Source organism: Thauera sp. WB-2, assembly GCF_027594845.1.
GTDB lineage: Bacteria > Pseudomonadota > Gammaproteobacteria > Burkholderiales > Rhodocyclaceae > Thauera > Thauera mechernichensis.
In genome coordinates this window covers 2,055,949-2,078,273 of record NZ_CP088935.1, presented here as the reverse complement: position 1 = coordinate 2,078,273, position 22,325 = coordinate 2,055,949, and the positions used below count along the sequence as shown (strand labels likewise).

Here is a 22,325-nt window from a genome sequence, read left to right as displayed (position 1 = left end):
ACAGATGGAAAACGAATCCGAGAACCTCCGTTCCATACCGGCTTCCGCTGACGTAGCAGACAGCGCATCGAATGCCGGCGTGGAGACCGGCACCACGCCGGCGACCGACGCCCTGCCTACTGCGGGCGAAGCGCTCGGTACAGCCACACCACCGATACCGGATACCGGCGCCGTGGATACGCTGGCCAACCCCTACGGCATCGAGGCGCTCTGGGCCCAGGGCGATCTCGTCATCAAATCCGTGGCAATCATGCTCTTCATTATGTCCATCGCATCCTGGTATGTGATCGCCACTCGCGGTATCCAGGCCATGCGCCTCAGACGCGCTGCCCGGCGCGCGCAGCTGTTCTGGCACGCGCAGAGCATCGAAGAGGGATTGAATCTGATAGGTGGCGAAACAGCCACGAACCCGTTTCGCCGTCTGGTGGACGAGGGTGGGCGGGCCTGCGACCATCACGCCGCACATCGCGAGGAGCTCCACGGACAATTGAGCCTGGCCGACTGGCTGACCGCATGCCTGCGCACCGCCATCGACGAGAGCGCAGAACGCATGCAGAGCGGCCTCTCCGTGCTCGCCTCGGTTGGCTCCGTGGCCCCCTTCGTCGGCCTGTTCGGCACGGTTTGGGGGATCTACCACGCGCTCGTCGGTATCGGCGTATCGGGCAACGCCGGAATCGACAAGGTCGCCGGCCCCGTCGGCGAAGCATTGATCATGACCGCATTCGGCCTCGCCGTTGCGATCCCCGCCGTGCTCGGCTACAACGCGCTGGTACGCACCAACAAGGGCGTCCTCGGACAACTCAACCGCTTCGCCCATCACCTTCACGCATTCCTCGTCACCGGGGCGCCTGTGAAGGTCGCCAAGCTGCATGTCGCCAACAAGACGCGTGAGGCCTCCTGATGGCTTTCGGCAACGGACTGGAGGACACGGGCGACACCGAGATGAGCGAGATCAACATGATCCCCTTGGTCGACATCATGCTGGTGCTGCTCATCATCTTCATCATCACGGTGCCGGTGATGACCCACTCGGTGAAGCTCGATCTGCCCCGCGCGGCCAACCAGCCGAACGTCGTCGAACCGCGTACGGTGACGATCGCCGTTACTGCCGCGGGCGACCTGCACTGGAACGAAGACCGGATCGACTACGAGACACTCGAGGCGCGTCTCATCCAGATCGCCAGTGAAGAACCACAACCCGAGATCCACGTTCATGGCGATCGCAGCGTCGAGTACGAGCAGGTAGTCAAGGTCATGGCCGCGGCGCAACGCGCTGGCATGCAGAAGCTGGGCTTTGTGACCGACCCCCAGCCGTAACCCTCGTTCTGGCCGCGGCGAACAAGCCCGCCCCGGAAAGGGGCGGGCGCTCGACCTGCCGGACTTCAGTTCGCGCCCAGAACGGCGGTAACGTTGTCGCGCAAGGCCTGCAAGGGATCGTTGCCTGCGCTTTCCAGCACCGCGACACGCACGCCACCCCGCTGCAGCGCCAGGGCCAACGCCTCGGGCGGCGCACGATGATGCAGTACGATGCCGACGTCGGCCGCGTGCAGGCGCTCAAGCAGGGCGGATACGGCTTGCGGCGTCCACTCGTCATCGGCGCGCAGGTCGCGCCCTTCCAGATCGAGGTTGAAGCCGGTGATGAAGTAGTCGAGCCGATCGGACAGGCTGAACACCACCGGATTGTCGAGCGCCGCGAAGCGCTGACCGGCCTCGGCCGCGAGGCGCACCACTTCGCGCTTGTACGCTGCCAGACGCTGTGCCACGGCTGCGGCATCGGCCGGTGCAAGACGTGCGAGGTCATGCGCCACGATGTCCGCCATGCGACCGAGATTGGTCGGATCGAGCCAGGCGTTCAGCCCATCCGCATCACCGGCCCGCAGCGCCACGCCGGGCAGCGTGCCATCGATCGGGCGAGCTGCATCGATCTCGACGATCCGCAGGTTGGCGCGCCGGGCATGGGGGTAGAGCACGTCATCGGCCCACACGGCACGCAGCCCCACCACGGCATCGGCCTCGCGCGCGGCGCGTTCCAGCGCCGCAGCACCGCGTCCGTTGAAGTATGCCGCATGACGCGTGGGCGGCAAGGTATCCGGCACCACGCGGCTGACGTCGATGCGCGTGCCTTCGGCCAACTGGCGCGTCAGCGCGTACACAACGGGGTGTGCCACCAGCACGGTAGCGGCAGGTTTCGCCTGCGGGGTCTCGCCGGCCCAGACAGGCGTGCTGCACGCGAGCGCGCAGGCGACGACAAGCGTCTTCAAGGTCGTCATGCAACTTGCCCTTTGAGTGCAGGTACGATGCCGCGCGCAATGGCCGCGAGCGCAAACAGCGCACCGGAGAACAGGATGATTGCGGCACCCGAGGGCACCGGTAGTTCGAGCTCGATCGGTACCAGGATGCCGGCCAGCGTGCTGAGCGTGGCAAACAGCACCGACAACCAGAAGAAGCCACGCAGCGAGCGGCTCAACAGACGCGCAGCGGCCGCCGGGATGACCAGCAAGGCCCCCACCAGGATGGCGCCGATGACCTTCACGGAGGCCACCGTAACCACCGTCACCAGCGCAACGAAGAGATAGTCCAGCAGCTTCACGCGCACACCGCGTACGGTGGCGAGCTGTGGATTGAAGCTTGCCAGCATCATGTGGTTGTAGAGCGGCAGCGCCAGCACCACCACCAGCACGGCCACCACCGCCAGGACTGCGAGGTCCTGGCCGTTGACCGTGAGCACCGAGCCGAACAGCACGTTCTCGAGGATGTGGACGTTCACCTTTCCGGACAACAGCAACAGCAGGCTGCCGCCAAGCGCCAGAGATACCGAGAGGAACACGCCGATCAGCGTATCGGGTGTGAGCCCGGTACGGTTGCGCAGGAAATTCAGCAGAATGCCAAACAGCAGGCAGTAGCCGAACAGGCTGCCATATGGGCCCGTGTAGGGTTCACCCAGCAGAATGCCGATGGCAACGCCGGTAAGCGCCGCATGGCCGACCGCCTCGGAAAAGAAGGCGAAGCGCTTGACCACCACCAGGGTACCCAGCCCGCCGAGTACGGGGCCGATGATGAGCCCGGCGAGCAAGGCACTGACGACGAAACCATAGGTCAGCGACGGCGGCAGCCACCCCGCCTCGGCCCAACCCTGCACCAGTTGGCGAAAGGATTCGTAGCTCACGCGGCCGCCTCCAGCCGGACGGCCGTCGGCGCGATGCGCGGGCGTGCCGAGAACAGCGCGAGCAGTCGCTCGGGCGCCAGCATTTCGAGCGGCGCACCGTCGAACAGCAGGCTGCGGTTGAGCCCGCTCACGCGGTCGGCAAGCCGGGCGACGGCGTCGATGTCGTGCTCGATCCACAGCACCGTGACACCGTCGCGCCGCCAGTCGGCAAGCAGATGTTCGAACACTGCAATGCCGGCTTCGTCGAGCGCGGCCATCGGCTCATCGAGCACGAGCAGACCCGGTTGTGGAATCAGGCTCTGCGCCAGCAGCACGCGCTGGCGCTCACCGCCGGACAACGCCCCCATGCAGCGCAGGCGCTTGTCGCCCATGTCCACGCGATCGAGCGCGGCATCGACAGTCGCCATCTGGCCGCGTGCACGGCCCAGGAAGGCCGGTCGGCGCTGGGTGGTGGCGCGCATGAAGTCTTCCACCGTCATCGGCAGGCCACGGTCGAACTCCAGCGCCTGCGGGACATAGCCGATGGTGCCAGGCTGCCCGGGCCAAGTGATCGACAGGCGGCCACGATGGGGCATCTGCCCGAGCAGGGTCTTCACCAGCGAGCTCTTGCCGCCGCCGTTGGGGCCGACCAGCGCGTGCACACTGCCCGCCACGACGCGCAGTGACACATCGCGCAGGATATCGGTGCGCCCGAGCGTCAGCCCGACCGACTCGAGGCGGATCTCCGGACCTGCAGGTAAGTGCGTCATTGCGCGGCCTCGCGGATCGCACGCACGACGGTAGCAAGGTTGCGGGCCGTCTCGCGCTCGAACTTGTCAATCTCGTACTCGCCATAGGAGATGTGGGTGAGCGCGTACAGGCGCACGCCAGTTTCACGCTGGATGGTGTCGACATAGGCCGAGGGGAAGTCCATTTCCGAGAAGATGACCTTCACGTCCAGTCCGCGCAAACGGTCGATGGTGCCCTTGAGTTGCGCAGGACTTGGCTCGATGCCATGCGCCGGCTCCACCACCGCCGTGACTTCGATACCGAACTCGCGCAGCAGGTAGTCGTAGGCGCCGTGTATGGTCGCCACCCGGAACTCTGCGCCCGACATGTCGGCCAGTTCGGCCAGCGCATCGGCACGAAGCTGGCGCAGACGACGGGCAAAGCCACGCGCGTTGGCCTGGAAAGTCGCGGCATTGGTGGGATCGAAACGCGCCAGCTCACGCGCAATGGTGTTGACCTGCGCGATCGATGCGGTCACCGACAGGAAGGTATGCGGATTAACAACCGAGCCCGACCCGGCACGGCCCGCCATGCCGGTGGCAGCCAGCAAGGGCACGTCGGCGTTGGCCTCGATCACGGGCAGGTCGGGCTTCTCGCTGGCAGCGATCATGCGCTCGGCGAAGTCATCGTGACCAACGCCATTGACCACCATCAGGTCGAGCGACCCGATGCGCTTGATGTCCTCGGCGCGCGGCTCGTAGGCGTGTGGATTGAAGCCGGCGGGAATCACCGGCACGACCTCGGCAAGGTCGCCGACGATGTTCTTCACATAGCTGTAGTAAGGGTGCAGCGTGACACCGATTCGCAGCGGGCGACTGCGCGCAGGCGCGCCTGCATGCGCAGCAGCGGGCAGCGCGCAGAGCGCCGCCAGCCCTGCAAGCAGACGTCGGCGCGAACGCGAGAAACAATAGGTATCGGACATGGAAACTCCATGAAGAAACAGTCGCGAACGGCTGCGGGATTGGACATCGGCGCGGGCGCCAGGCCCCGCGCTCAATTCAGTGCTTGTGGCGCGTCACACCCGCATCGAAACGGCTCACGATCTCGCGCCACCCTGCCTCGACAAGAAAGCCAGCATCGAACCGGGCAGGCGCTGCTGCATCGGACTCGCGGTGCAGCCAGATCTTTGGCGGCGAGTCAGCCTCTCCCACAAGTGGCAGCACCAGCAGGAACGAACCGGCCACTGCCGGCTCAGCACTCAGGCCCAGATAGGCGCTCATCCCCGCGTGCTCGATCAGGGACCAACTGTGTGCTCCACGCCATGCCATGCCAAGGTCGGCGACGAAGGGCGGAACGAGCGCCGCGGCCAACTCAGCCACTGCAGGTGGCACGCCCCCCCACGCCGTCAGTTCTATGGGCACGAGGCGCAGATCGGCATACAGCCCCTGTTCGGCCGCACTCAGTCCGTCACGCGCGTCAAGCTGATGCGCCTCCACAATGGTCACGCCGACGTGCGCGGCACGCACCCCGACCACCGCCCCCGCCGCTGCCAGGATCACGCAGCAGGCCAGCGCCACGAACAAGGACTCGTGACCCGCACCAGCGGGTCGAACAAGGACAGCAGCCATCAGCGGATCTCGGTGTGATCGATCTCGACCACATGTCCCGGACCTGCATCGAAGAGCACGTAGAACTCACCTTCGGGCCGCTTGAAGCGCAGCGTGGAATCGTCGCCAAGCTTGCCCTGTATGAGGATGGTCTCATCGTAGGCGACGACATCGATGGTGACACCGGGCGCCTTGCTGCCATCCGAGAATCCGCCGGTGCAGACAACGGTATCGCCATCGGGTACGCAGACGCAAACCGGGTTGTGGGCGACGGCAAGGCCCGCAAGCCCTGAAAGCAGGCCCGCCAGAATGAGGTGCAGCGGTTTGCGTGGGAAGTCGAGACTCATGTGGGGTTTCCTTTCTTTACTAGCCATCCGGCAGTGACTGGCGAGACCTCGGCAAGCGGCAGCGCCACTTGGTGCGTGGAACCGTCCCAGCCCTCCAGCGTGATCCACACCTCGGAATCCGGGGTTGCTCTATCGGGAACATGCAGGTTCGCAAACTGGCGGTAGGGCGAGCCGAAGAAGATCGCGCCTGCCGCACGCAGACTGCGCGGCTTGCCGACGCGGATGTAGACCGCCTTCACCTGCGCCGTACACTGCTCACAAAGCGCCAGGCTGAAGGTCTTCATGTACCCTGCCTCACCATCGAGCGCGGGTGGCATGAGGTTCCACTCGGCAAGGCGGATCGACCAAGGGCCGACGGCGAACTCGCCCACCATCCGTTCGCCAAGGCCCTTGGCGCCGCGGTTCATCTCGATGCGATCGAAGTAGCCTGGAAGATAGAAGAGGGGCAGCAACACCATCACGACGCTGATGCGGAACAGCCAGCGCTTGCGCGAGACGTTTTCGGGCTTCTTGCCCAGCTTGGGCGCCGCCAAGGTACTGGTCAGACTCATTCGCTCACCTCCTGCGCCATAACCGGCTGCGGTTGCCGGCGCAGCGCAGCGATGGTGGCCTGCGCCGTGCGTTTGGTCCAGATCATCATGCCGCTCAGCACCATCATGGTGAGCAGCACACCGAACAGGAAGTACACCAGCTTCAGCCACAGACCGGCGAAGTCACCGGTATGCAGCGGCCGCATCGACTCGGTGAATAATTCCAGGCCGGAGCGGTCCGAGACGCGACGCACATACACCACGTCGCCATCGTAAGGGTTGATGTGGAGACGCTCGAACAGCAGCGGATAGCCCCCGCGCCCCAGCACCATGATCGGATCGTAGGCAGTACCCGGCAGTCGCACGAACATCGGCTCCAAGCCAGGCAGATGCTCGCTCGCCTTGGCTGCGGCCCCATCGAGCGAGATCATCGGTGCGCGCAGTCCATCTGCGGTATACGGCGCATCCTCGCGCGCCACCACGGGTGGAACGCCTTCGGTCGAGATCGAGATCGACAGGTCCGAAAGCGTTGCCTGCACCAGAAACCACAGCCCGGTCACCGACATGATGAGGATGAACGGGATAGACCAGATGCCAGCCAGTCGGTGGAAATCGCCCCAGAAGACGCGCGCGCCCTGCGCGAACCGCAAGCGCGGTCGCAGGAAGCCACGCCAGAACTTCTTGTAAACCACCAACCCAGTGACTAGCGATACCAGCATCGGCAAGGCAAGGGCGGAGACCGCATACCATCCGAGATTGAAGCCGTTGTCGAACGGCATCAACAGCCAGCCGTGCAGCGCACGGATGAACTGACGGAAATCGAACCCCGAGTGCGCGCCCTGTATCTCCCCAGTGTAGGGATTCACATGCAGCGTGCCACTGGTTCCATCGGCGTAGCCTACGCGCACGCTGAGCGCGAACTGCGACTTCACCGGTCGAGAGATGGACTGCACTACGGCGTCGGGCTGCGCCCCGTTGACTGCAGCCAGGATCTCGTCGTACCCAAGCACTTGCGCATCGTGTGCCGGAGCACGAGCGCGTACCGCCGGATCCGCCAACCACACGATCTCCTGGCTTACCGTCGCTATCGACCCGGTCAGACAGACGAAGAACATGAACATCCACAGCGGCAGTGCAGCCCAACCATGGACAAGGAACCAGACGCGTGCGCCACTCCTCCGTCCCTGCACACCATCGACCATAGGGACTGTGGACTTCATCGGCGCCACTCCCATCCATGCAGGGCTCTCCAGTTCCGAACCATGAAAACTCCACTGTGCAGGCAACGCACCAATCCAGAAAACAACAAAACCCGCGCCTCGCAATCGACAGGAACGGGACTCAAAGCAAATCAGGTGCTTTCATAGGACATGTCGTTTGAACGCGCAAAATGGGCTAATTTGTTACACATAGTTACATTCAAGCCTTCAAACTGATTGATGCTTCTCCGAAGCAGGGAATCCCCTCGCTTGCCCGCGCCCCGGCGCTGGGTTAAAAGTGCCGCAGCCGGGCACGCCACCCGTGTCGGCTGACAAACAACAAAAGGAGACATCAAGATGCGCGCGTTCCTGTTGTCCTGCCTGCTCCTGGCCGGCCTGCCGGCCCAGGCTGCCTATAACGCCATGTTCGTGTTTGGTGACAGTCTCTCCGACGGCGGCAATGCCTATGCCCTGTCGTCCGCCGCCGGGGCGCCGTTCGCCCCTTGGCCGCCATCGCCGCCCTACGCCGAGCGATTCACGGATGGCCCGACAGCGGCCGAACACCTCGCGGCACAACTGGGCATTGCGCTTGCCCCATCGACCAGCGGCGGCAGCAACTTTGCGGTGGGCGGCGCGATGACCGGCCTGGGCAATTTCAACTACCTCACCGGCTCACCCTTCCCCCTGCCGCCCAGCCTTGAGCTGACCGGCGCCCAGGCGCAGGTGCTTCAGTTCATGGGCAGCCCGGCGGCGAGCTTCGACCCGGCCAGCAGCTTGTTCATGCTGTGGGCAGCGCCCAACGACTTCTTCTTCACGCTCGCAACCGGCGGCAACCTGCTTGCCGCCGCCGAGACGGCAGTGACCAATCTGGTAAGTTCGATCGGTCTGCTGGCGAGCATCGGCGCCACCGACTTCCTCATCCCCAACATGCCCAACCTGGCGAGCACCCCTCTGGGCCTGGGGCAGACCGACGAGGCACGCCAAGGCCTGGACCTCATCTCGACCGGCTTCAATAACGCGCTCGCCAGCACCTTGGCGCACATCCGTGCCGGGAGCATTCCGGGCCTCCCCGGCGGGCTCCGCCTGATGGAGTTCGACACCGCAGCCTTCCTAGATGAGGTCATCGGCGATCCCGGCACCTATGGCTTCACCAACGTGAGTGACGGGTGCATCTTCAGTGCAGTGTCGAACTGCGACGAGTATCTCTTCTTCGACGGCGTCCACCCGACAAGTGCAGCGCACCGGCTGCTCGGCGAGCGTTTCCATGCCACCGTTCCCGAGCCCGCGGTGCCGACCCTGCTCGCCATCGGGCTACTGAGCCTGCTCGGCGTACGCCGCTACACAAGGCACGCCTGAGGCAGCCACTCCGGCAGCGGCGCCTGCCCATGCGGGCAGCGCCGCCGTCACCACAAGCGTGCGTCGGGCCGATAAGGCAGGCGCCGTGTGCGCAGCCGGCGCGCATCGGGGTGAGACGGGTTGAGCAGATAGTTCCAGCCCACAGGCACAACAACCGACGGCACACGCAGCAGCAGGTTGTCATTGCGCTCAACCCAGTCATCACCCAGGTGCTGCGATGGCGTACGGCCCACCGACCAATCCACGTTGTCCATGTTCCAGCCCACGGGCGGGACAAGCGTCTCGGCCTCGAGCACGGCTGCCGCCGGAAGCGTCACCTCGACAGCCACCAGCTCCCGCGGCGGGCGCAGCGGCGTGTGCACCCGCTTCTCCAGCTGCGCAAGCGCGAGACTATCGGCGAGATAGATCACCGGTCTGCCGACACTGTTCCAGCGCCCCCCGACCGCAGCCGCACCATTGCCTGCGCAGGCGAGATCCTCGGCCGCACAGAGCAGCGCACCCGTATCGAGATCGATCCAGTCCTGCGCCAGCCGCCACAATGTCGCCGTGCGCGCCGCCATCAGGCGACGGTACCGGCCATGATTCGGCGCAGGGCGTTCATCACCGCCTGGTGCCCCGGGGTGGTGACGAGCAGTTCGATCGGTATGGCGCCACCCAGCACGGGGACGGGAGCAGCCAACCACTCGCGTGCAGCGGCCTCGTCGCCAAACACCCGGGTCGCCGCACGCTCGACGTCGATCAACCGCGCGACGCGGTCGGAATCGTCCTGCGACAGAGGCTTGCCCTCGCGCACGCGGCGGTCATAGGTTGCAGGTGCCACACCCAGCAACTGCGCCAAGCTGCGCCCGCTGCGTCCGAAGCGATGTGCGAAGGCCTCGAGCGAGCCGGTCTCGAAGCCTTCGCGCACCATGTGGTCACGCTCGAGCGCGGACGCTGCATGAAGGTAACGATCAATGTCTGCCCCGCTCAGGGTGGCGCGTGCGGCGTAGGCCGCTGAGGGCGCTCGAACCGGGGTGGGCGTGGGCTTCATGCTGGGTTCCTGCAATCATCTGATTGATATCGATAGATCAATTGAAGACCCTTCAGCATCTCGTGTCAAGCCTGATCGCGGCTGCGCCACCGCCATGACCACACAGGCAAGCAGTGCCCATCACGCGTGCTAGACTCGCGCGGCTTCCAAAGTGACGTCTCCGATGCATATCCAGCTCTTGATCCCCGGCCTGCTGTGGCCTACCGCAACCCTGCTCGGACCGGCCTCGGGCCTGACGCTCGACGGGCTGGCCGGCCTGCTTGGCCGAGGTTCGCGCTCGGTGCTCGCGTTCGAGCCCTACGACCGCCAGCTGGCGCGGCTGTTCGGACTCGAAGGCGGACCGCTGCCGCTGGCCGCATTGCGCCGCAGTGGCGAGCCCGATGCCCCGCCCCCGGCGGAGGGTGGCCACTGGCTGTGCGCTGACCCGGTCAACCTCTCCTTCGCCCGCGAGCATCTCCTGCTGCAAAGCTTCGACGACAGCCAGCTTGATGCGGAGGAAGCCGCTGAACTGGTCGCTGCGCTCAACGAGGTCTTCACCGACCTCGGCCAGTTCGAGGCCTGCACGCCGACACGCTGGTACCTCAGGCTGGCACAAGCCTCCAAGGCCACGCTATACCCACTGGACGACGTTGTAGGCCGCCCGGTGAAGCACTTCCTTCCCGAAGGCGAGGACGCCCGCCTGTGGCAGCGCACCATGAATGAAGCGCAGATCGTGTTGCACAATCATCCGCGCAGCCGCGCCCGCGAGGCATCCGGCCTGCGCGCGGTAAATAGTATCTGGCTGTGGGGCGCCGGCGCACTCGAACACGCACCACAGGCACCGGCGGCGCTGGTGCAGGCCACCGACCCGCTCAGCGTCGGCCTGGCACGCAACTGCGGCCTCCCCGTCGCCATGCCCGATGTCTCCGCCGCACTTCGACAGGACACGCTGGTCGTACTCGACGGCTTGCGACTCCCCGCCCAAGCGCTGGATCTCGATGCATGGCGCACTGGTCTCGAAGCACTGGAACGCGACTGGTTCGCGCCACTCGCCACTGCACTGAAACGCGGCCGCATCGACAGCCTGCACATCTCCGCCCCCGGCGACCGCGCTACGCTGCTCGTCGCCAACCAGCGTAACGAGCGCTGGAAGTTCTGGCGCAAGCCCTACGCACTCGACGACCTGCTGAAGTCGCTCGCCCCAGCTCCCCTGCCGCTGCCTGAGGCAACGCCGCCACCGCCCCCCCACGAAGCCCGATGACTCGCATCCAGCCCCGCCCCGTCCCCCAGCAGGCCTTCGCCCGCCTTGCCGATGCCGGCCTGCACCCCCTGCTCGCCCGCCTTTACGCCGCGCGCGGGATCAGCCGCGCCGACGAACTCGACACCAGCCTGAAGAACCTGCTGCCGCCCGAGGCGCTCACCGGCACGGCAGAGGCAGCGCAGTTGCTGGCCGACGCCATCGAAGCTGGCGCGCGCATGGTCATCGTCGCCGATTACGACTGCGACGGCGCCACCGCTTGCGCCGTTGGCATGCGTGCGCTGCGCGCCTTTGGCGCCGACGTGCATTACCTGGTGCCTGATCGCGTGACCCTGGGATACGGCCTCACGCCTGCGATGGTCGACATCGCCGCACGCCTCGAGCCAGACGTGCTGATCACCGTCGACAACGGCATCGCCAGCGTCGAGGGCATCGCCGCAGCGCGTGCCCACGGCATGGCCACCGTGATCACCGACCACCACCTGCCCGGCGACGTGCTGCCCGAAGCCGACGTCATCGTGAACCCCAACCAGCCCGGCTGCGATTTCCCGAGCAAGGCACTGGCCGGCGTGGGCGCGATGTTCTACACCATGCTCGCACTGCGCGCCGAGCTGCGCGAGCGCGGCACCTTCGCCGGTGGCAAGGAGCCCAACCTCGCCGAGTTGCTCGACCTGGTCGCGCTCGGCACCGTCGCCGACGTGGTCAAGCTCGACCGCAACAACCGCATCCTGGTCGCACAGGGTCTGGCACGCATGCGCGCCGGGCGCATGCAGGCGGGCATACGCGCCCTGTTCGCACTCGCCGGGCGCGATCCGGCTCGCGCCAGCACGATGGATCTCGGCTTCATGATCGGTCCGCGCCTGAACGCCGCGGGGCGGCTCTCCGACATGAGCCTTGGCATCGAGTGCCTGATCACCGACGACCCCGGCCGCGCGATGAACATCGCCCAGGAACTCGACAAGCTCAACCGTGAGCGGCGCGGCATCGAGGCCGGCATGCAGGAGGAGGCACTCGCCCGGCTCTCCGGTTTCGAGGCAGGCAACCGCGCCACCGTGGCGCTGTTCGAACCCGACTGGCACCAGGGCGTGATCGGCATCGTCGCCGGCCGCATCAAGGAGCGCCTGCACCGCCCGACCATCGCCTTTGCGCGCGCCAACGACGGTGAGCTCAAGGGCTCCGGGCGGTCGATTCCGGGCCTGCACCTGCGCGACGCGCTCGACCTCGTCACCAAGCGCCACCCGGAACTCATCGTGCGCTTCGGCGGCCACGCCATGGCCGCGGGCCTGACCATCCGCGAATCCGAACTCGCACGTTTCGACGCTGCTTTCGAAGAGGTCGTCAGCGAACTGCTCGAACCCGCGCAGCTCGAGCGTCGCATCGAGACGGACGGCAGCCTCGAATCCGGCTATTTCGCACTCGACGCCGCCCGCATGCTCGACAACGAGATCTGGGGCCAGGGCTTTGCGGCGCCGGTGTTCGACGACGTCTTCCGTGTCGAGCGCCAGCGCCTGCTGAAGGACAAGCACCTCAAGCTCGAGCTGTCGCGCAGCGGTACGCGCTACGAGGCGATCCGCTTCAACCACGCCGACGGTGCTGCCGCCCAGATCCATGCGGCCTTCCGTCTCGGCGTCAACGAGTACAACGGCGTCGCCAGCGTGCAATTGATGCTGGAGCATTTCGAGGCGGCCTGAGCGCGCACCAGCCGGTCATTGGCTGCTGGCGTGACACCGGTCACGGCCCGACATCGTTCGGCCCGCGGGCATGCGGGAACATCCATGCCCGCGGGCGCTCCAACCCGGCAAACGGACCAGGTCGCGGCACCGCAAACCGGTAGCCGCCGACACTCGCCCCCGGATGCGGAAGGCAGCCCAAGGAGACACCCCCCGACGGGCACAGGTGCATGCGGGATCGACCGAGACCGAAGGGGAGCGCGCCATGAGCACTGTTACCCGGTTCCAGATCGACCATCGCCGTTTCCTCGACCCGCAGGGCGAGGCGCTCGGGCCGCTGCCCGACTTCGCGCGCGATCCGGCGCAACTCGTGCCGATGTACCGCGCGATGTACCTTACCCGGACCTTCGACGCCAAGGCCATCGCATTGCAACGGACCGGCAAGCTGGGCACCTTCGCCTCGGCGCTCGGCCAGGAGGCCATCGGCGTCGGGGTGGCCAGCGCGATGCGCAGCGAAGACGTGCTCTTCCCGTCCTACCGCGAACACGCCGCACAGCTCGTGCGCGGCGTGCGCATCGACGAAAGCCTGCGCTACTGGGGCGGCGATGAGCGCGGCAGCGACTTCGCCGCGGCACGCCTGGATTTTCCCAACTGTGTGCCGATCGCCACCCAGGTGTGCCATGCCGCGGGGGCAGCCTACGCCTTCAAGCTGCGCAACGAGGCCCGTGCCGCGGTGAGCTTCCTGGGCGACGGCGCCAGCTCCAAGGGCGATTTCTACGAAGCGCTCAACTTCGCCGCCGTATGGCGAGCGCCACTGGTGGTGGTGCTCAGCAACAACCAGTGGGCGATCTCGGTACCGCGCAGCGCACAGAGCGCCACCGCCACGCTGGCGCAAAAAGCCATCGCTGCCGGTATCGAAGGCGTACAGGTCGATGGCAACGATCTGGTGGCGGTGCACCACTGCGCCCGCGAAGCACTCGCCAAGGCGCGGGCGGGTGGTGGGCCGACCCTGATCGAGGCCGTCACCTACCGCCTCGGCGACCACACCACCGCCGACGACGCCTCGCGCTACCGCGACCCGGCCGTGGTGCAGGAACAATGGTCCTTCGAGCCGCTCACCCGCCTGCGCAACCATCTGCTCAAGCTTGGTGCCTGGGGGCCGGACAAGGAAGAAGCGCTCGCACGCGAATGCGCCGATACCGTCAATGCCGCCGTCGAGGCCTATCTCTCGACCCCACCGCCTGTGACCACAGCAATGTTCGAGCACCTGTTCGCAACACTGCCCGCCGCGCTCGCAGCCCAGCGCGACGAGGCGCTGCGCTTCGCACCTGGCAGCGCGGGCAGAAACACGGGAGGCGATCATGGCTGAGATCAACCTTGTCGAGGCGGTCAACCTCGCCCTCGCCCACGAACTGGCACGCGACGAAGCGGTCGTGCTGCTCGGCGAGGACATCGGTGCCAACGGCGGCGTGTTCCGCGCCACGGTCGGGCTGCAGCAACGCTTCGGCGCCGGCAGAGTGATCGACACCCCGCTCGCCGAGACCGCAATCGTCGGCACCGCGATCGGCATGGCGGCGATGGGCCTCAGACCGGTGGCCGAGATCCAGTTCTCCGGCTTTCTTTACCCGGCGCTCGACCACCTGATCAACCACGCCGCACGCCTGCGCAACCGCACGCGCGGCCGGCTCGCCTGTCCGCTGGTCGTGCGCACGCCCTGCGGCGGCGGCATCCATGCGCCCGAACACCATTCCGAGAGCCCCGAGGCGATGCTGGCCCACACGCCCGGCCTGCGCGTGGTGATGCCCTCGTCACCCGTGCGTGCCTACGGCCTGCTGCTTGCGGCCATCCGCGACCCCGATCCGGTGATGTTCCTTGAACCGACGCGGATGTACCGCCTGTTCCGCCAGGAGGTCGCCGACGACGGCGAGGCGCTGCCGCTCGACGTCTGTTTCACCCTGCGCAGCGGCAGCGACCTGACCCTGGTGAGCTGGGGCGCGATGCTGCACGAAACCCAGGCCGCCGCCGACGCGCTCGCCGCCGAGGGCGTATCGGCCGAGGTCATCGACGTCGCCACGCTGAAGCCGCTCGACACCGCCACCATCCTCGAGTCGGTGGCACGCACCGGGCGCTGCGTGATCGTGCACGAGGCTGCGCGCACAGCAGGCCTGGGTGCAGAGATCGCCGCCTGCCTCGCAGACGAGGGCCTGTACTCGCTGCTGGCGCCGGTACAGCGCGTCACCGGCTACGACACCGTGATGCCGCTGTCGCGGCTCGAGAACCAGTACCTGCCCAGCGTCGAGCGCATCGTCGCAGCGGCGCGCAAGACCCTGGAGGCATCATGAAGATCTTCAAGCTGCCCGACCTCGGCGAAGGCCTGCAGGAAGCCGAGGTCGTCGAATGGCACGTCAGTGTCGGTGACGAGATCGCCGCAGACCAGCCCCTGGTCTCGGTCGAGACCGCCAAGGCCATCGTCGACATCCCCTCGCCTTTCGCCGGGCGCGTGCAGAAGCTCTACTGCGAGGCCGGCAAGGTCGTGCATGTGGGCGCACCGCTCGTCGGCTTCGAGGGCGCAGCCGAGGAAGAGGACGCTGGTACGGTGGTGGGCGAAGTGCAGGTCGGCCGCGAGGTCAGGGCCGAAGCACCCGCCCCCGTCGCCCACGCGGGCGGGGCCATCCGGGCCACACCCGCGGTGCGCGCGCTCGCCCGCCAGCTCAAGGTCGAACTCGAGATGGTCACGCCGTCCGGGCCCGACGGGGTCATCACCACTGCAGACGTGCAGCGCGTGGCGAAGATCCTCGCCGAGGTCGGCCCTGCCGAGCCCCTGCGCGGCGTACGGCGCGCAATGGCGCAGAACATGGCGCTGGCCCAGAGCGAGGTGGCCGCCGCCACCGTCATCGACGATGCCAACATCCACGCCTGGGCTGCGGACGCCGATGTCACCGTACGCCTGCTTCGCGCACTGGTTGCCGGCTGCCGGGCCGAGCCCGCGCTGAACGCATGGTACGAAAGCCACACCATGGCCCGCCGTCTGGTGAGCAGGATCGACGTCGGCATCGCGCTCGACTTGCCCGAGGGCCTGTTCGTGCCGGTGATGCGCGACGTCGCCAACCGTGACCCGGCCGACCTGCGCGCCGGGCTGGACCGCATGCGGGCGGACGTGCAGGCGCGCCGGATCCCGGCCGAGGAGTTGCGCGGCAACACCATCACGCTGTCCAACTTCGGCATGATCGGCGGCAAGTACGCCTCGCCGATCGTACTGCCGCCCACCGTAGCCATCCTGGGCGCCGGACGGGTGCACGAACAGCTGCGCCCGGTCGATGGCAAGCCTGCGGTGCGCCGCGTGCTACCGCTCAGCCTGTCCTTCGACCACCGGGTGGTCACCGGCGGGGAAGCGGCGCGCTTCCTGAGGGCAGTGATCGACGATCTTCAACGTGGGGACTGAGCCGCCGCCTGTGGTGACATCGCGTCCAGGAACGCCTCCAGCTGCACCGCGCCAAGCGGACGGCTGAACAGGAAACCTTGATAGGCCCGGCAACCGATCTGCAGCAGGCAGTCGCGCTGGGCTTCGGTCTCGACACCTTCGGCGACCACCACGAGGCCCAGTGTCTCGCCCAGCACCGTGATCATGGTCGCAATGGCTGCATCGTTCGGATCGACCAGGATGTCACGTACGAAACTGCGGTCGATCTTGACCTGATCCAGCGGCAAGCGCTTGAGGTAGGCCAACGAAGAGTAGCCCGTGCCGAAATCGTCGAGGGAAAAGCGCAGCCCATGCGCTCTCAGCACCTCCATGCGGGCGATGATCTGCTCGATGTCAGTGATCAGCGTGCTTTCGGTCAGTTCGATCTCCAGCCGCTGCGCGCAAGCGCCGCTGCGTTCCAGGGCTCCGAGCACATCGGCCACGAAATCCGGCTGCAGGAACTGACGCGCACTCACATTCACTGCGATCGACAATTCCGCGCGCCCGGGCACCGATGCCCACGCCGCGAGTTGGACACACGCAGTCTCGATGACCCAGCGACCGAGCGGCACGATCAGGCCGTTCTCCTCAGCGATCGGGATGAACTCGGCCGGCGACACCAGACCACGCTCGGGATGCCGCCAACGCACCAGCGCCTCCACCCCGATCACCTTTGCGCTGCCCCTCACCTGGGGCTGATACTCGAGCACGAACTGCCCCTTCTCGAGCGCGCTCCACAGCCCGGCCTCGAGCTCTGCACGGATCTGGGCGTCGGCCTGCATCTGCGGGTTGAAGAAGCGCATCGCATCACGGCCGGCATACTTGGCCTGGTACATGGCGAGGTCGGCCCGCATCAACGGCTCCTCCAACGCCTCGCCGGCCTCACCGCCAAACAGCGTGACGCCGATGCTGGCCGACACACGGCGTTCGCAGTTGCCCACCGCGAAGGTCTTGCGCAACGCCTGCAGGATCTTGCCACCAATGGCCTCTGCGACGCGGGCCGCCGCGTCCTCGCGTTCGTCGAGGTTCTCCAGCATGACCACGAACTCGTCTCCGCCGAGCCGAGCCACCGTATCCTCCTTGCGCACGCATCGACCCAGTACGCTCGCCACCTCCTTCAACAGGGCATCGCCCTGCTGGTGCCCGACCGTGTCGTTGATCGTCTTGAAGTTGTCGAGGTCGATGAACAACAGGGCACCACGGCTGCCGAGCTTCGCACCGGCCGCCTGGGCTGCCTCCAGCCGTTCGAGCAGCAGGCGCCGGTTGGGCAGTCCGGTGAGTGCATCGTAATAGGCAAGCTGCCGCACTTCGGCCTCGGCCGACTTGCGCGCGCTGATGTCCCGCGCGGAACAGAACAGCACCCGCCGACCGTCAACCTCGAGCGCAAACGCGGTGATCTCCACGGGAAACGTGCCGCCATCGCGACGGCGGTGAACGGTCTCGAAGGTCAGCACCTCCGACGACTCCAGCAAGCGCTCGGTGATCTCCCGCAACCCATCTGCCGAGAAACCTGCATCCCACTGCGTCACGTTCATCCCGATCACGTCGGCACGGGGGTGCCCGATCATGCGGCAAAAGGCATCGCTGGCCTCCACCACGGTGCCCGCGGCATCGGTGATGTGAATGCCATCGCTCGCGTTCTGCAACAGAATGCGGCTGCGCTGATTGGCGCGCTCGGTGGCCCTGACCAAGCGCCACAACAAGCCGCCTGCGACCAGCGTCACGGCGCAGAACGTCAGAAAGAACACGATCGCCTTCCAGCGGTCGTAATGCCACTGGGCAAGGTAGTCGTCCTCGCCCCAGCCCACGACCACGAAGGCCGGCATGGAGGCGAGCTTGCGGTAGGCATTGATGCGGTTGATGCCGTCTGCGGTCTGCGCACTGTAAAAGGATTGTGCCTGCACGCCCGCCGCGACGATGTCGCGCAGTTCCAGCGAACCGCCACGCGAGCCTACTCCGCCGGCATCGGTCTCAAGGGGAGGAAAGCGCGCGATCAGGCTCATGTCCAGGTCGCGCATCAGCGCAATGCCTCGGCTGCCGAGGCTGAGGCCGGACAGCAAGCGCTCGAAGTACGCCACCGGCACCACCGCGGTCACCACCCCCGCAAACTGCCCCGAGGCGTCGTTGTAGCGCCGCGAGAAGACATTGCCCCAGGTGCCCGCAACACGGTCATAGACGAGCTTGCTGGCGCGTGTGACGCCATCATCCGCGCTCCGATGCTCGTAAAAATAGCTGCGGTCGGCATAGCTGACCCGGGTATCGGACGTCACCGCGTGCCCGAGGATCACCCTGCCCTCGGCGTCGGTGACCTTGAACTCGGCAATCGGCGCCAGCCAGTCGTGGAAACGCGCGATACGCTCGCTCAGCAGTGCGTGGTCAAGCCTGCCGTGTTCGAGCAGCGAACGTTCGAGATCACCCTGCACTTCGCGCAGGCTGAGGTCGATCTCGCGGATGGACGAACTTACGCTCTGGTCAAGGAGCAGCGACAGATTCTCCACGGTCACCCGGACTTCTTCCTCCTTGCGCTCCTTCGCCACCTCAAGGGTGTATGCAAGCAAGCCGGCAATGAACAGGTTCAGCGCCAGCACCGTCGCAACCAGTGCGATATGGATCGTTCTCTTGTTCCGCTGCATGGCACCCAGTTGCAAGTAAAGGAGGCGCCCGGCCAGGACAGGGCCGCAGCACACCTGAGCGCATGTTATCGGGCAGGCGCTGCGGGTTCCAGTCCGGCTTGGCGGCGAGCGTCGGAGGAACCCGGTGCCTGACCGCCGGTCCCCGCGCTGCGCCAGGTTCATGACACGTCGTTCGAGGGTCATGGCCGTGACAGCGAGGCCTGCAGGCAGGCGCGCGCTCCGGCTATAATGCGCGGTTTCCCAGATTGAGCCGGAGCCGCAGCCATGGAAGCCGAACGCCAGAACGCCATCGCCGAAAAACTCGCCGACCTCGCCGCCCGCGGTCGCGAACTACGGAGGTATCTTTGACTACGATGTGAAAGCATCGAAGCTCGAAGAAGTTAACCGCGCGCTGGAAGACCCTGCCGTCTGGAACAACGCCGAGCGCGCGCAGGAGCTCGGCAAGGAAAAGCGCCAGCTCGAAGACGTGGTACTGACGCTGCAGAAGATCGACGCGCAGTCGCGCGACCTCAAGGATCTCTTCGAACTCGCCGAGGCCGAGGACGACGACGACACCTTCGAGGCGGTCGAGACCGATCTCGGCGAGCTGCAAGGCGAGATCGAGAAGCTCGAATTCCGTCGCATGTTCAGCAACCCGATGGACCCCAACAACTGCTTCATCGAAATCCAGGCCGGCGCCGGTGGCACCGAGGCCCAGGACTGGGCGGGCATGCTCGAACGCATGTACCTGCGCTACGGCGAGAAGAAGGGCTTCAGCGTCGAGCTGATGGAAGAGACCGAGGGCGAAGTCGCCGGCATCAAGAACTGCACGATCAAGCTCTCGGGCGAATACGCCTACGGCTATCTGCGCACCGAGACCGGCATCCACCGCCTGGTGCGCAAATCGCCGTTCGACTCCAACGCCCGTCGCCACACCAGCTTCACCTCGGTGTTCGTGTTTCCGGAAGTCGACGACTCGATCGAGATCGAGATCAACCCCGCCGATCTGCGCATCGACACCTACCGCGCCTCGGGCGCCGGCGGCCAGCACATCAACAAGACCGACTCCGCAGTGCGTATCACCCACGAGCCGACCGGCATCGTCGTGCAGTGCCAGAACGACCGCTCTCAGCACAAGAACAAGGCCGAGGCCATGTCGATGCTCAAAGCGCGCCTGTACGAGGCCGAACTGCGCAAGCGCCAGTCCGAGCAGCAGAAGCTGGAGGACTCCAAGAGCGACATCGGCTGGGGCCACCAGATCCGCAGCTACGTTCTCGACCAGTCGCGCATCAAGGATCTGCGTACCAACTACGAGGTCGGCAACACCCAGGCCGTGCTCGACGGTGACCTGGACGACTTCATCGCCGCCAGCCTCAAGCAGGGCGTCTAAGGTTTGACCGAAGCGCCCCTCACCGACTTTCTCGCTGCAGGCGTGGACGCCGACGAAGTGCCCGAACTGGCGGCACTGGCGTCGGCACGCCCATTGCTGGAGGCCTTCATCACGCTCTTCCGCGGCACCGAGGCCGAGGTGCTCATGCGCCTGCTCGTGCTGCGCGGGATCGGCCGCGAGGCCGACAGTCCGCGCTGGTCGCCCGAGGCGCTGCGTGCGCGCTTCACCTATCTCGACCCGGTCAAGCTCGAGACGGTGTTGAAGCGCCTGCGCGACAATGCACTGCTGGCCATCGGCGAGGACGGCCACTACGCCCTCTCCGACATCGGTCGCAATGCGGTGGCAGCGATCGCCATGTTGCTGCGCTTCGGCGAGGAGGAAGACGCCGAACTCGGCTTCCTCACCGCCCAGCTCGCCGGCCTGCAGGCGGTGGGCAGCATCACCCCCGAGGCGCTCGGCCACCTGCTGTCCAAGCTCAACGACCTCTCCTGGCACTTCGAGGAGGCTATCGCCTCCGGCTCGGAGTTCCGCATCCTGGACGCCCGCCGCCGCCTGTCTGCCAACGGGCGCTGGCTCGACCGCGGCACCGACATCCTCAACAAACTGCTCGCCGACCCCGAGGTCGACTTCGACATCGCCCGCATCGCGCAGCGCATCGGCCTGGCGCAGTCGCGCCTGGCGCGGGTGGACGCCTCCTTCCAGCGCGCACTCAACAAGATCGAAGCCCAGCGCGTCACCCTGGGTGGCTCGGGCATCTCGTCCTCCGATGTCGCCGCCTGGCTACGCAGCCTGGATGCCCACCGCATTGCCGGGCTCGCAGCCGACGCCTGCGCGACCGTGCCCGAACTCGCCCTGCTGGCGGGTGGCCACGAGCTGCTCGACCGCGCCGAGGCCATGCTCGAAGGCGAGTCCGCCGCGACCGATACGCAAGCGGCACTGCCGCCGCCCGATGCCGAGCCCGCAGGCGTCACGCTGCAAGCCGAAGACCTGCGCCTGCTCGAGCACTTCACCCACCGCCTCGGCACCCTGCCAGTGCCGCAGCCGCTGCATCAGGTCATCGCCGGCGGCGGCTTCGCGCCGGCGAGCTATCGCCTGTCGCTGCTTGCCCTGCTGGCCGACGGCGCCGAGGCCGGCCCGGAAGACGGCCCGGTCGGCAGCTTCATGCGCCTGCCGATCGAGGTCGCATTCAGCGACACCCTGACTGCAGTCGGTGAAGACGAAATCGCGGCGATGACGCTCGGCGAGGTGCGTCCGCGCGCCACCACCCCAGCCTGAGCCCCCAGGATTTCCATGGAACACGAACTCAAGACCCTCACCACGCGGCTGCTCGCGCAGCGCTGGCTTCCGCGCAACGACAAGCTGGTGCGGCGCGCCCTGGTCGATGAGACCTTCCGCCATGAACTCGACCGCCGCCTCGCCGATGTCGGCCTGCGCCTGCTCGACAACCCCTATGCCGCCCACGTCGGTGTTGCCCTGCAACCCGAACTCGCCGAACCGGTGTTCGGCGCCGGCCGCGAGTACGCCGCCAGCAACATGGGCCTCACGCGCGACGAGATCGCCCTGCTCGTCATCATCTGGTCGCTGATCGTGCTGCCCAAGCGCGAGCGCCAGGTCACCCGCCGCGAGCGGGTGGACGACGGCCAGACCGACATGTTCGGCGGCGACAAACCGGTCGCGCATGGAGACGCCGTCTCGGGCACGCTCACAGAGGCCTCGCTGATCGCCGACTTCGGCCCCCGCCTCGGCGGACGCACCAAGGTGCGCAACTTCATGCTCGGCAAACTCGCCCGCCTCGGCTTCATCGAACGCCGCAACGGCCTCATCAGCGAAGGTCCGCTGCTCGACCTCGCGCTCGACTACCGCGTGATGGCCGATCGCATCATCCACGGCACGCTCGGCGAGGTACTCGCCGCCGCCGGCCATCCCATGCCCGAGGCCAACGCCTTCGCCCATGCCGATCGCCTCGCCGACGCCCTGCCCGACGACGAGGTTGCCGAGGAGGCGCGCTGAACC

Annotated in this window: 22 protein-coding genes; 11 read left to right on the top strand and 11 right to left on the bottom strand. The window is 66.6% G+C overall.

Annotated features, from left to right (window positions below; translation table 11 throughout):
• The first annotated feature begins 4 nt into the window (after window positions 1-4).
• Window positions 5-901 carry a MotA/TolQ/ExbB proton channel family protein gene (locus tag LQF09_RS09475; RefSeq protein WP_270069799.1) on the top strand — a complete coding sequence of 299 codons (897 nt, stop codon included), beginning with the start codon at window positions 5-7 and terminating at the stop codon, window positions 899-901.
• The gene (locus tag LQF09_RS09470) at window positions 901-1,317 is read left to right on the top strand and encodes an ExbD/TolR family protein (protein ID WP_270069798.1); all 417 of its coding nucleotides are present in this window, start codon (window positions 901-903) and stop codon (window positions 1,315-1,317) included. The genes LQF09_RS09475 and LQF09_RS09470 overlap by 1 nt, the downstream gene beginning before the upstream one ends.
• 65 nt (window positions 1,318-1,382) lie before the next feature.
• Here LQF09_RS09470 and LQF09_RS09465 read toward each other — a convergent pair whose 3' ends face one another.
• The 8 genes from LQF09_RS09465 to LQF09_RS09430 form a co-directional block, all read right to left on the bottom strand.
• The gene (locus tag LQF09_RS09465) at window positions 1,383-2,270 is read right to left on the bottom strand and encodes a metal ABC transporter solute-binding protein, Zn/Mn family (RefSeq protein WP_270069797.1); all 888 of its coding nucleotides are present in this window, start codon (window positions 2,268-2,270) and stop codon (window positions 1,383-1,385) included.
• Complete coding sequence (locus LQF09_RS09460) at window positions 2,267-3,166, bottom strand: metal ABC transporter permease (RefSeq protein WP_270069796.1); 900 nt, start codon at window positions 3,164-3,166, stop codon at window positions 2,267-2,269. Before LQF09_RS09460 ends, LQF09_RS09465 begins: the two co-directional genes overlap by 4 nt.
• Entirely contained in the window at window positions 3,163-3,915 is a 753-nt protein-coding gene (locus tag LQF09_RS09455) for a metal ABC transporter ATP-binding protein (protein ID WP_270069795.1), read from the bottom strand. The genes LQF09_RS09460 and LQF09_RS09455 overlap by 4 nt, the downstream gene beginning before the upstream one ends.
• Window positions 3,912-4,856, bottom strand: coding sequence for a metal ABC transporter solute-binding protein, Zn/Mn family (locus LQF09_RS09450; RefSeq protein ID WP_270069794.1), 945 nt, complete (start codon window positions 4,854-4,856; stop codon window positions 3,912-3,914). The genes LQF09_RS09455 and LQF09_RS09450 overlap by 4 nt, the downstream gene beginning before the upstream one ends.
• Before the next feature lie 76 nt (window positions 4,857-4,932).
• Entirely contained in the window at window positions 4,933-5,502 is a 570-nt protein-coding gene (locus LQF09_RS09445) for a DUF6162 family protein (RefSeq protein ID WP_270069793.1), read from the bottom strand.
• Window positions 5,502-5,828 carry a hypothetical protein gene (locus LQF09_RS09440; RefSeq protein WP_002938719.1) on the bottom strand — a complete coding sequence of 109 codons (327 nt, stop codon included), beginning with the start codon at window positions 5,826-5,828 and terminating at the stop codon, window positions 5,502-5,504. The genes LQF09_RS09445 and LQF09_RS09440 overlap by 1 nt, the downstream gene beginning before the upstream one ends.
• Window positions 5,825-6,379: a thiamine pyrophosphate-binding protein gene (locus LQF09_RS09435; protein ID WP_270069792.1), complete on the bottom strand. Its 555-nt coding sequence runs from the start codon at window positions 6,377-6,379 to the stop codon at window positions 5,825-5,827. The genes LQF09_RS09440 and LQF09_RS09435 overlap by 4 nt, the downstream gene beginning before the upstream one ends.
• The gene (locus LQF09_RS09430; protein ID WP_270069791.1) at window positions 6,376-7,578 is read right to left on the bottom strand and encodes a PepSY-associated TM helix domain-containing protein; all 1,203 of its coding nucleotides are present in this window, start codon (window positions 7,576-7,578) and stop codon (window positions 6,376-6,378) included. The genes LQF09_RS09435 and LQF09_RS09430 overlap by 4 nt, the downstream gene beginning before the upstream one ends.
• Window positions 7,579-7,914: 336 nt before the next feature.
• Between LQF09_RS09430 and LQF09_RS09425 the strand changes: the two genes are divergently transcribed.
• On the top strand, window positions 7,915-8,913 hold the full coding sequence (locus LQF09_RS09425) for an SGNH/GDSL hydrolase family protein (RefSeq protein ID WP_270069790.1): 999 nt from the start codon (window positions 7,915-7,917) through the stop codon (window positions 8,911-8,913).
• A 47-nt stretch (window positions 8,914-8,960) separates the two neighbouring features.
• Here the strand turns inward: LQF09_RS09425 and LQF09_RS09420 are convergent, their stop codons facing one another.
• Window positions 8,961-9,473, bottom strand: coding sequence for an RES family NAD+ phosphorylase (locus tag LQF09_RS09420; RefSeq protein ID WP_270069789.1), 513 nt, complete (start codon window positions 9,471-9,473; stop codon window positions 8,961-8,963).
• Window positions 9,473-9,943 (bottom strand): type II RES/Xre toxin-antitoxin system antitoxin, encoded by a 471-nt coding sequence (gene parS, locus LQF09_RS09415; RefSeq protein WP_270069788.1) that lies wholly within the window; start codon window positions 9,941-9,943, stop codon window positions 9,473-9,475. The genes LQF09_RS09420 and parS overlap by 1 nt, the downstream gene beginning before the upstream one ends.
• A gap of 163 nt (window positions 9,944-10,106) precedes the next feature.
• Between parS and LQF09_RS09410 the strand changes: the two genes are divergently transcribed.
• The 5 genes from LQF09_RS09410 to LQF09_RS09390 all read left to right on the top strand — a co-directional run bounded on the left by LQF09_RS09410 (window position 10,107) and on the right by LQF09_RS09390 (window position 16,292).
• A complete protein-coding gene (locus LQF09_RS09410; RefSeq protein WP_270069787.1) occupies window positions 10,107-11,183 on the top strand; it encodes a hypothetical protein in 1,077 nt (358 codons plus the stop codon).
• A complete protein-coding gene (recJ, locus tag LQF09_RS09405; protein WP_270069786.1) occupies window positions 11,180-12,871 on the top strand; it encodes a single-stranded-DNA-specific exonuclease RecJ in 1,692 nt (563 codons plus the stop codon). The genes LQF09_RS09410 and recJ overlap by 4 nt, the downstream gene beginning before the upstream one ends.
• Window positions 12,872-13,115: 244 nt before the next feature.
• On the top strand, window positions 13,116-14,219 hold the full coding sequence (gene pdhA / locus LQF09_RS09400; RefSeq protein ID WP_270069785.1) for a pyruvate dehydrogenase (acetyl-transferring) E1 component subunit alpha: 1,104 nt from the start codon (window positions 13,116-13,118) through the stop codon (window positions 14,217-14,219).
• Window positions 14,212-15,192: an alpha-ketoacid dehydrogenase subunit beta gene (locus LQF09_RS09395; RefSeq protein WP_270069784.1), complete on the top strand. Its 981-nt coding sequence runs from the start codon at window positions 14,212-14,214 to the stop codon at window positions 15,190-15,192. Before pdhA ends, LQF09_RS09395 begins: the two co-directional genes overlap by 8 nt.
• Complete coding sequence (locus tag LQF09_RS09390; RefSeq protein WP_270069783.1) at window positions 15,189-16,292, top strand: dihydrolipoamide acetyltransferase family protein; 1,104 nt, start codon at window positions 15,189-15,191, stop codon at window positions 16,290-16,292. The genes LQF09_RS09395 and LQF09_RS09390 overlap by 4 nt, the downstream gene beginning before the upstream one ends.
• Here LQF09_RS09390 and LQF09_RS09385 read toward each other — a convergent pair.
• Entirely contained in the window at window positions 16,277-18,943 is a 2,667-nt protein-coding gene (locus LQF09_RS09385) for a bifunctional diguanylate cyclase/phosphodiesterase (protein ID WP_270069782.1), read from the bottom strand. The genes LQF09_RS09390 and LQF09_RS09385 overlap by 16 nt on opposite strands.
• A 264-nt stretch (window positions 18,944-19,207) precedes the next feature.
• On the opposite strand from LQF09_RS09385, the gene prfB reads away from it, so the two are divergent.
• From prfB to LQF09_RS09370, 3 genes are all read left to right on the top strand, one after another.
• A protein-coding gene (gene prfB, locus LQF09_RS09380) for a peptide chain release factor 2 (protein ID WP_157354493.1) occupies window positions 19,208-20,312 on the top strand; the annotation gives its coding sequence in 2 pieces (ribosomal slippage) (window positions 19,208-19,288 and window positions 19,290-20,312; 1,104 coding nt in all).
• A gap of 3 nt (window positions 20,313-20,315) precedes the next feature.
• Complete coding sequence (locus tag LQF09_RS09375; RefSeq protein WP_270069781.1) at window positions 20,316-21,587, top strand: hypothetical protein; 1,272 nt, start codon at window positions 20,316-20,318, stop codon at window positions 21,585-21,587.
• 15 nt (window positions 21,588-21,602) lie between these two features.
• Window positions 21,603-22,322: a hypothetical protein gene (locus LQF09_RS09370; protein ID WP_002927874.1), complete on the top strand. Its 720-nt coding sequence runs from the start codon at window positions 21,603-21,605 to the stop codon at window positions 22,320-22,322.
• The last annotated feature ends 3 nt before the right edge of the window (window positions 22,323-22,325 follow it).

Bases quoted from the DNA above. Each gene is read 5' to 3' on its own strand.
- LQF09_RS09435 (WP_270069792.1), bottom strand. From the start codon at position 6,379: ATGAGTCTGACCAGTACCTTGGCGGCGCCCAAGCTGGGCAAGAAGCCC.
- LQF09_RS09465 (WP_270069797.1), bottom strand. From the start codon at position 2,270: ATGACGACCTTGAAGACGCTTGTCGTCGCCTGCGCGCTCGCGTGCAGC.
- pdhA (WP_270069785.1), top strand. From the start codon at position 13,116: ATGAGCACTGTTACCCGGTTCCAGATCGACCATCGCCGTTTCCTCGAC.
- parS (WP_270069788.1), bottom strand. From the start codon at position 9,943: ATGAAGCCCACGCCCACCCCGGTTCGAGCGCCCTCAGCGGCCTACGCC.
- LQF09_RS09385 (WP_270069782.1), bottom strand. From the start codon at position 18,943: ATGCAGCGGAACAAGAGAACGATCCATATCGCACTGGTTGCGACGGTG.
- LQF09_RS09420 (WP_270069789.1), bottom strand. From the start codon at position 9,473: ATGGCGGCGCGCACGGCGACATTGTGGCGGCTGGCGCAGGACTGGATC.
- LQF09_RS09445 (WP_270069793.1), bottom strand. From the start codon at position 5,502: ATGGCTGCTGTCCTTGTTCGACCCGCTGGTGCGGGTCACGAGTCCTTG.
- LQF09_RS09470 (WP_270069798.1), top strand. From the start codon at position 901: ATGGCTTTCGGCAACGGACTGGAGGACACGGGCGACACCGAGATGAGC.
- LQF09_RS09410 (WP_270069787.1), top strand. From the start codon at position 10,107: ATGCATATCCAGCTCTTGATCCCCGGCCTGCTGTGGCCTACCGCAACC.
- LQF09_RS09370 (WP_002927874.1), top strand. From the start codon at position 21,603: ATGGAACACGAACTCAAGACCCTCACCACGCGGCTGCTCGCGCAGCGC.
- LQF09_RS09440 (WP_002938719.1), bottom strand. From the start codon at position 5,828: ATGAGTCTCGACTTCCCACGCAAACCGCTGCACCTCATTCTGGCGGGC.
- LQF09_RS09425 (WP_270069790.1), top strand. From the start codon at position 7,915: ATGCGCGCGTTCCTGTTGTCCTGCCTGCTCCTGGCCGGCCTGCCGGCC.
- recJ (WP_270069786.1), top strand. From the start codon at position 11,180: ATGACTCGCATCCAGCCCCGCCCCGTCCCCCAGCAGGCCTTCGCCCGC.
- LQF09_RS09390 (WP_270069783.1), top strand. From the start codon at position 15,189: ATGAAGATCTTCAAGCTGCCCGACCTCGGCGAAGGCCTGCAGGAAGCC.
- LQF09_RS09450 (WP_270069794.1), bottom strand. From the start codon at position 4,856: ATGTCCGATACCTATTGTTTCTCGCGTTCGCGCCGACGTCTGCTTGCA.
- LQF09_RS09395 (WP_270069784.1), top strand. From the start codon at position 14,212: ATGGCTGAGATCAACCTTGTCGAGGCGGTCAACCTCGCCCTCGCCCAC.
- LQF09_RS09455 (WP_270069795.1), bottom strand. From the start codon at position 3,915: ATGACGCACTTACCTGCAGGTCCGGAGATCCGCCTCGAGTCGGTCGGG.
- LQF09_RS09475 (WP_270069799.1), top strand. From the start codon at position 5: ATGGAAAACGAATCCGAGAACCTCCGTTCCATACCGGCTTCCGCTGAC.
- LQF09_RS09430 (WP_270069791.1), bottom strand. From the start codon at position 7,578: ATGAAGTCCACAGTCCCTATGGTCGATGGTGTGCAGGGACGGAGGAGT.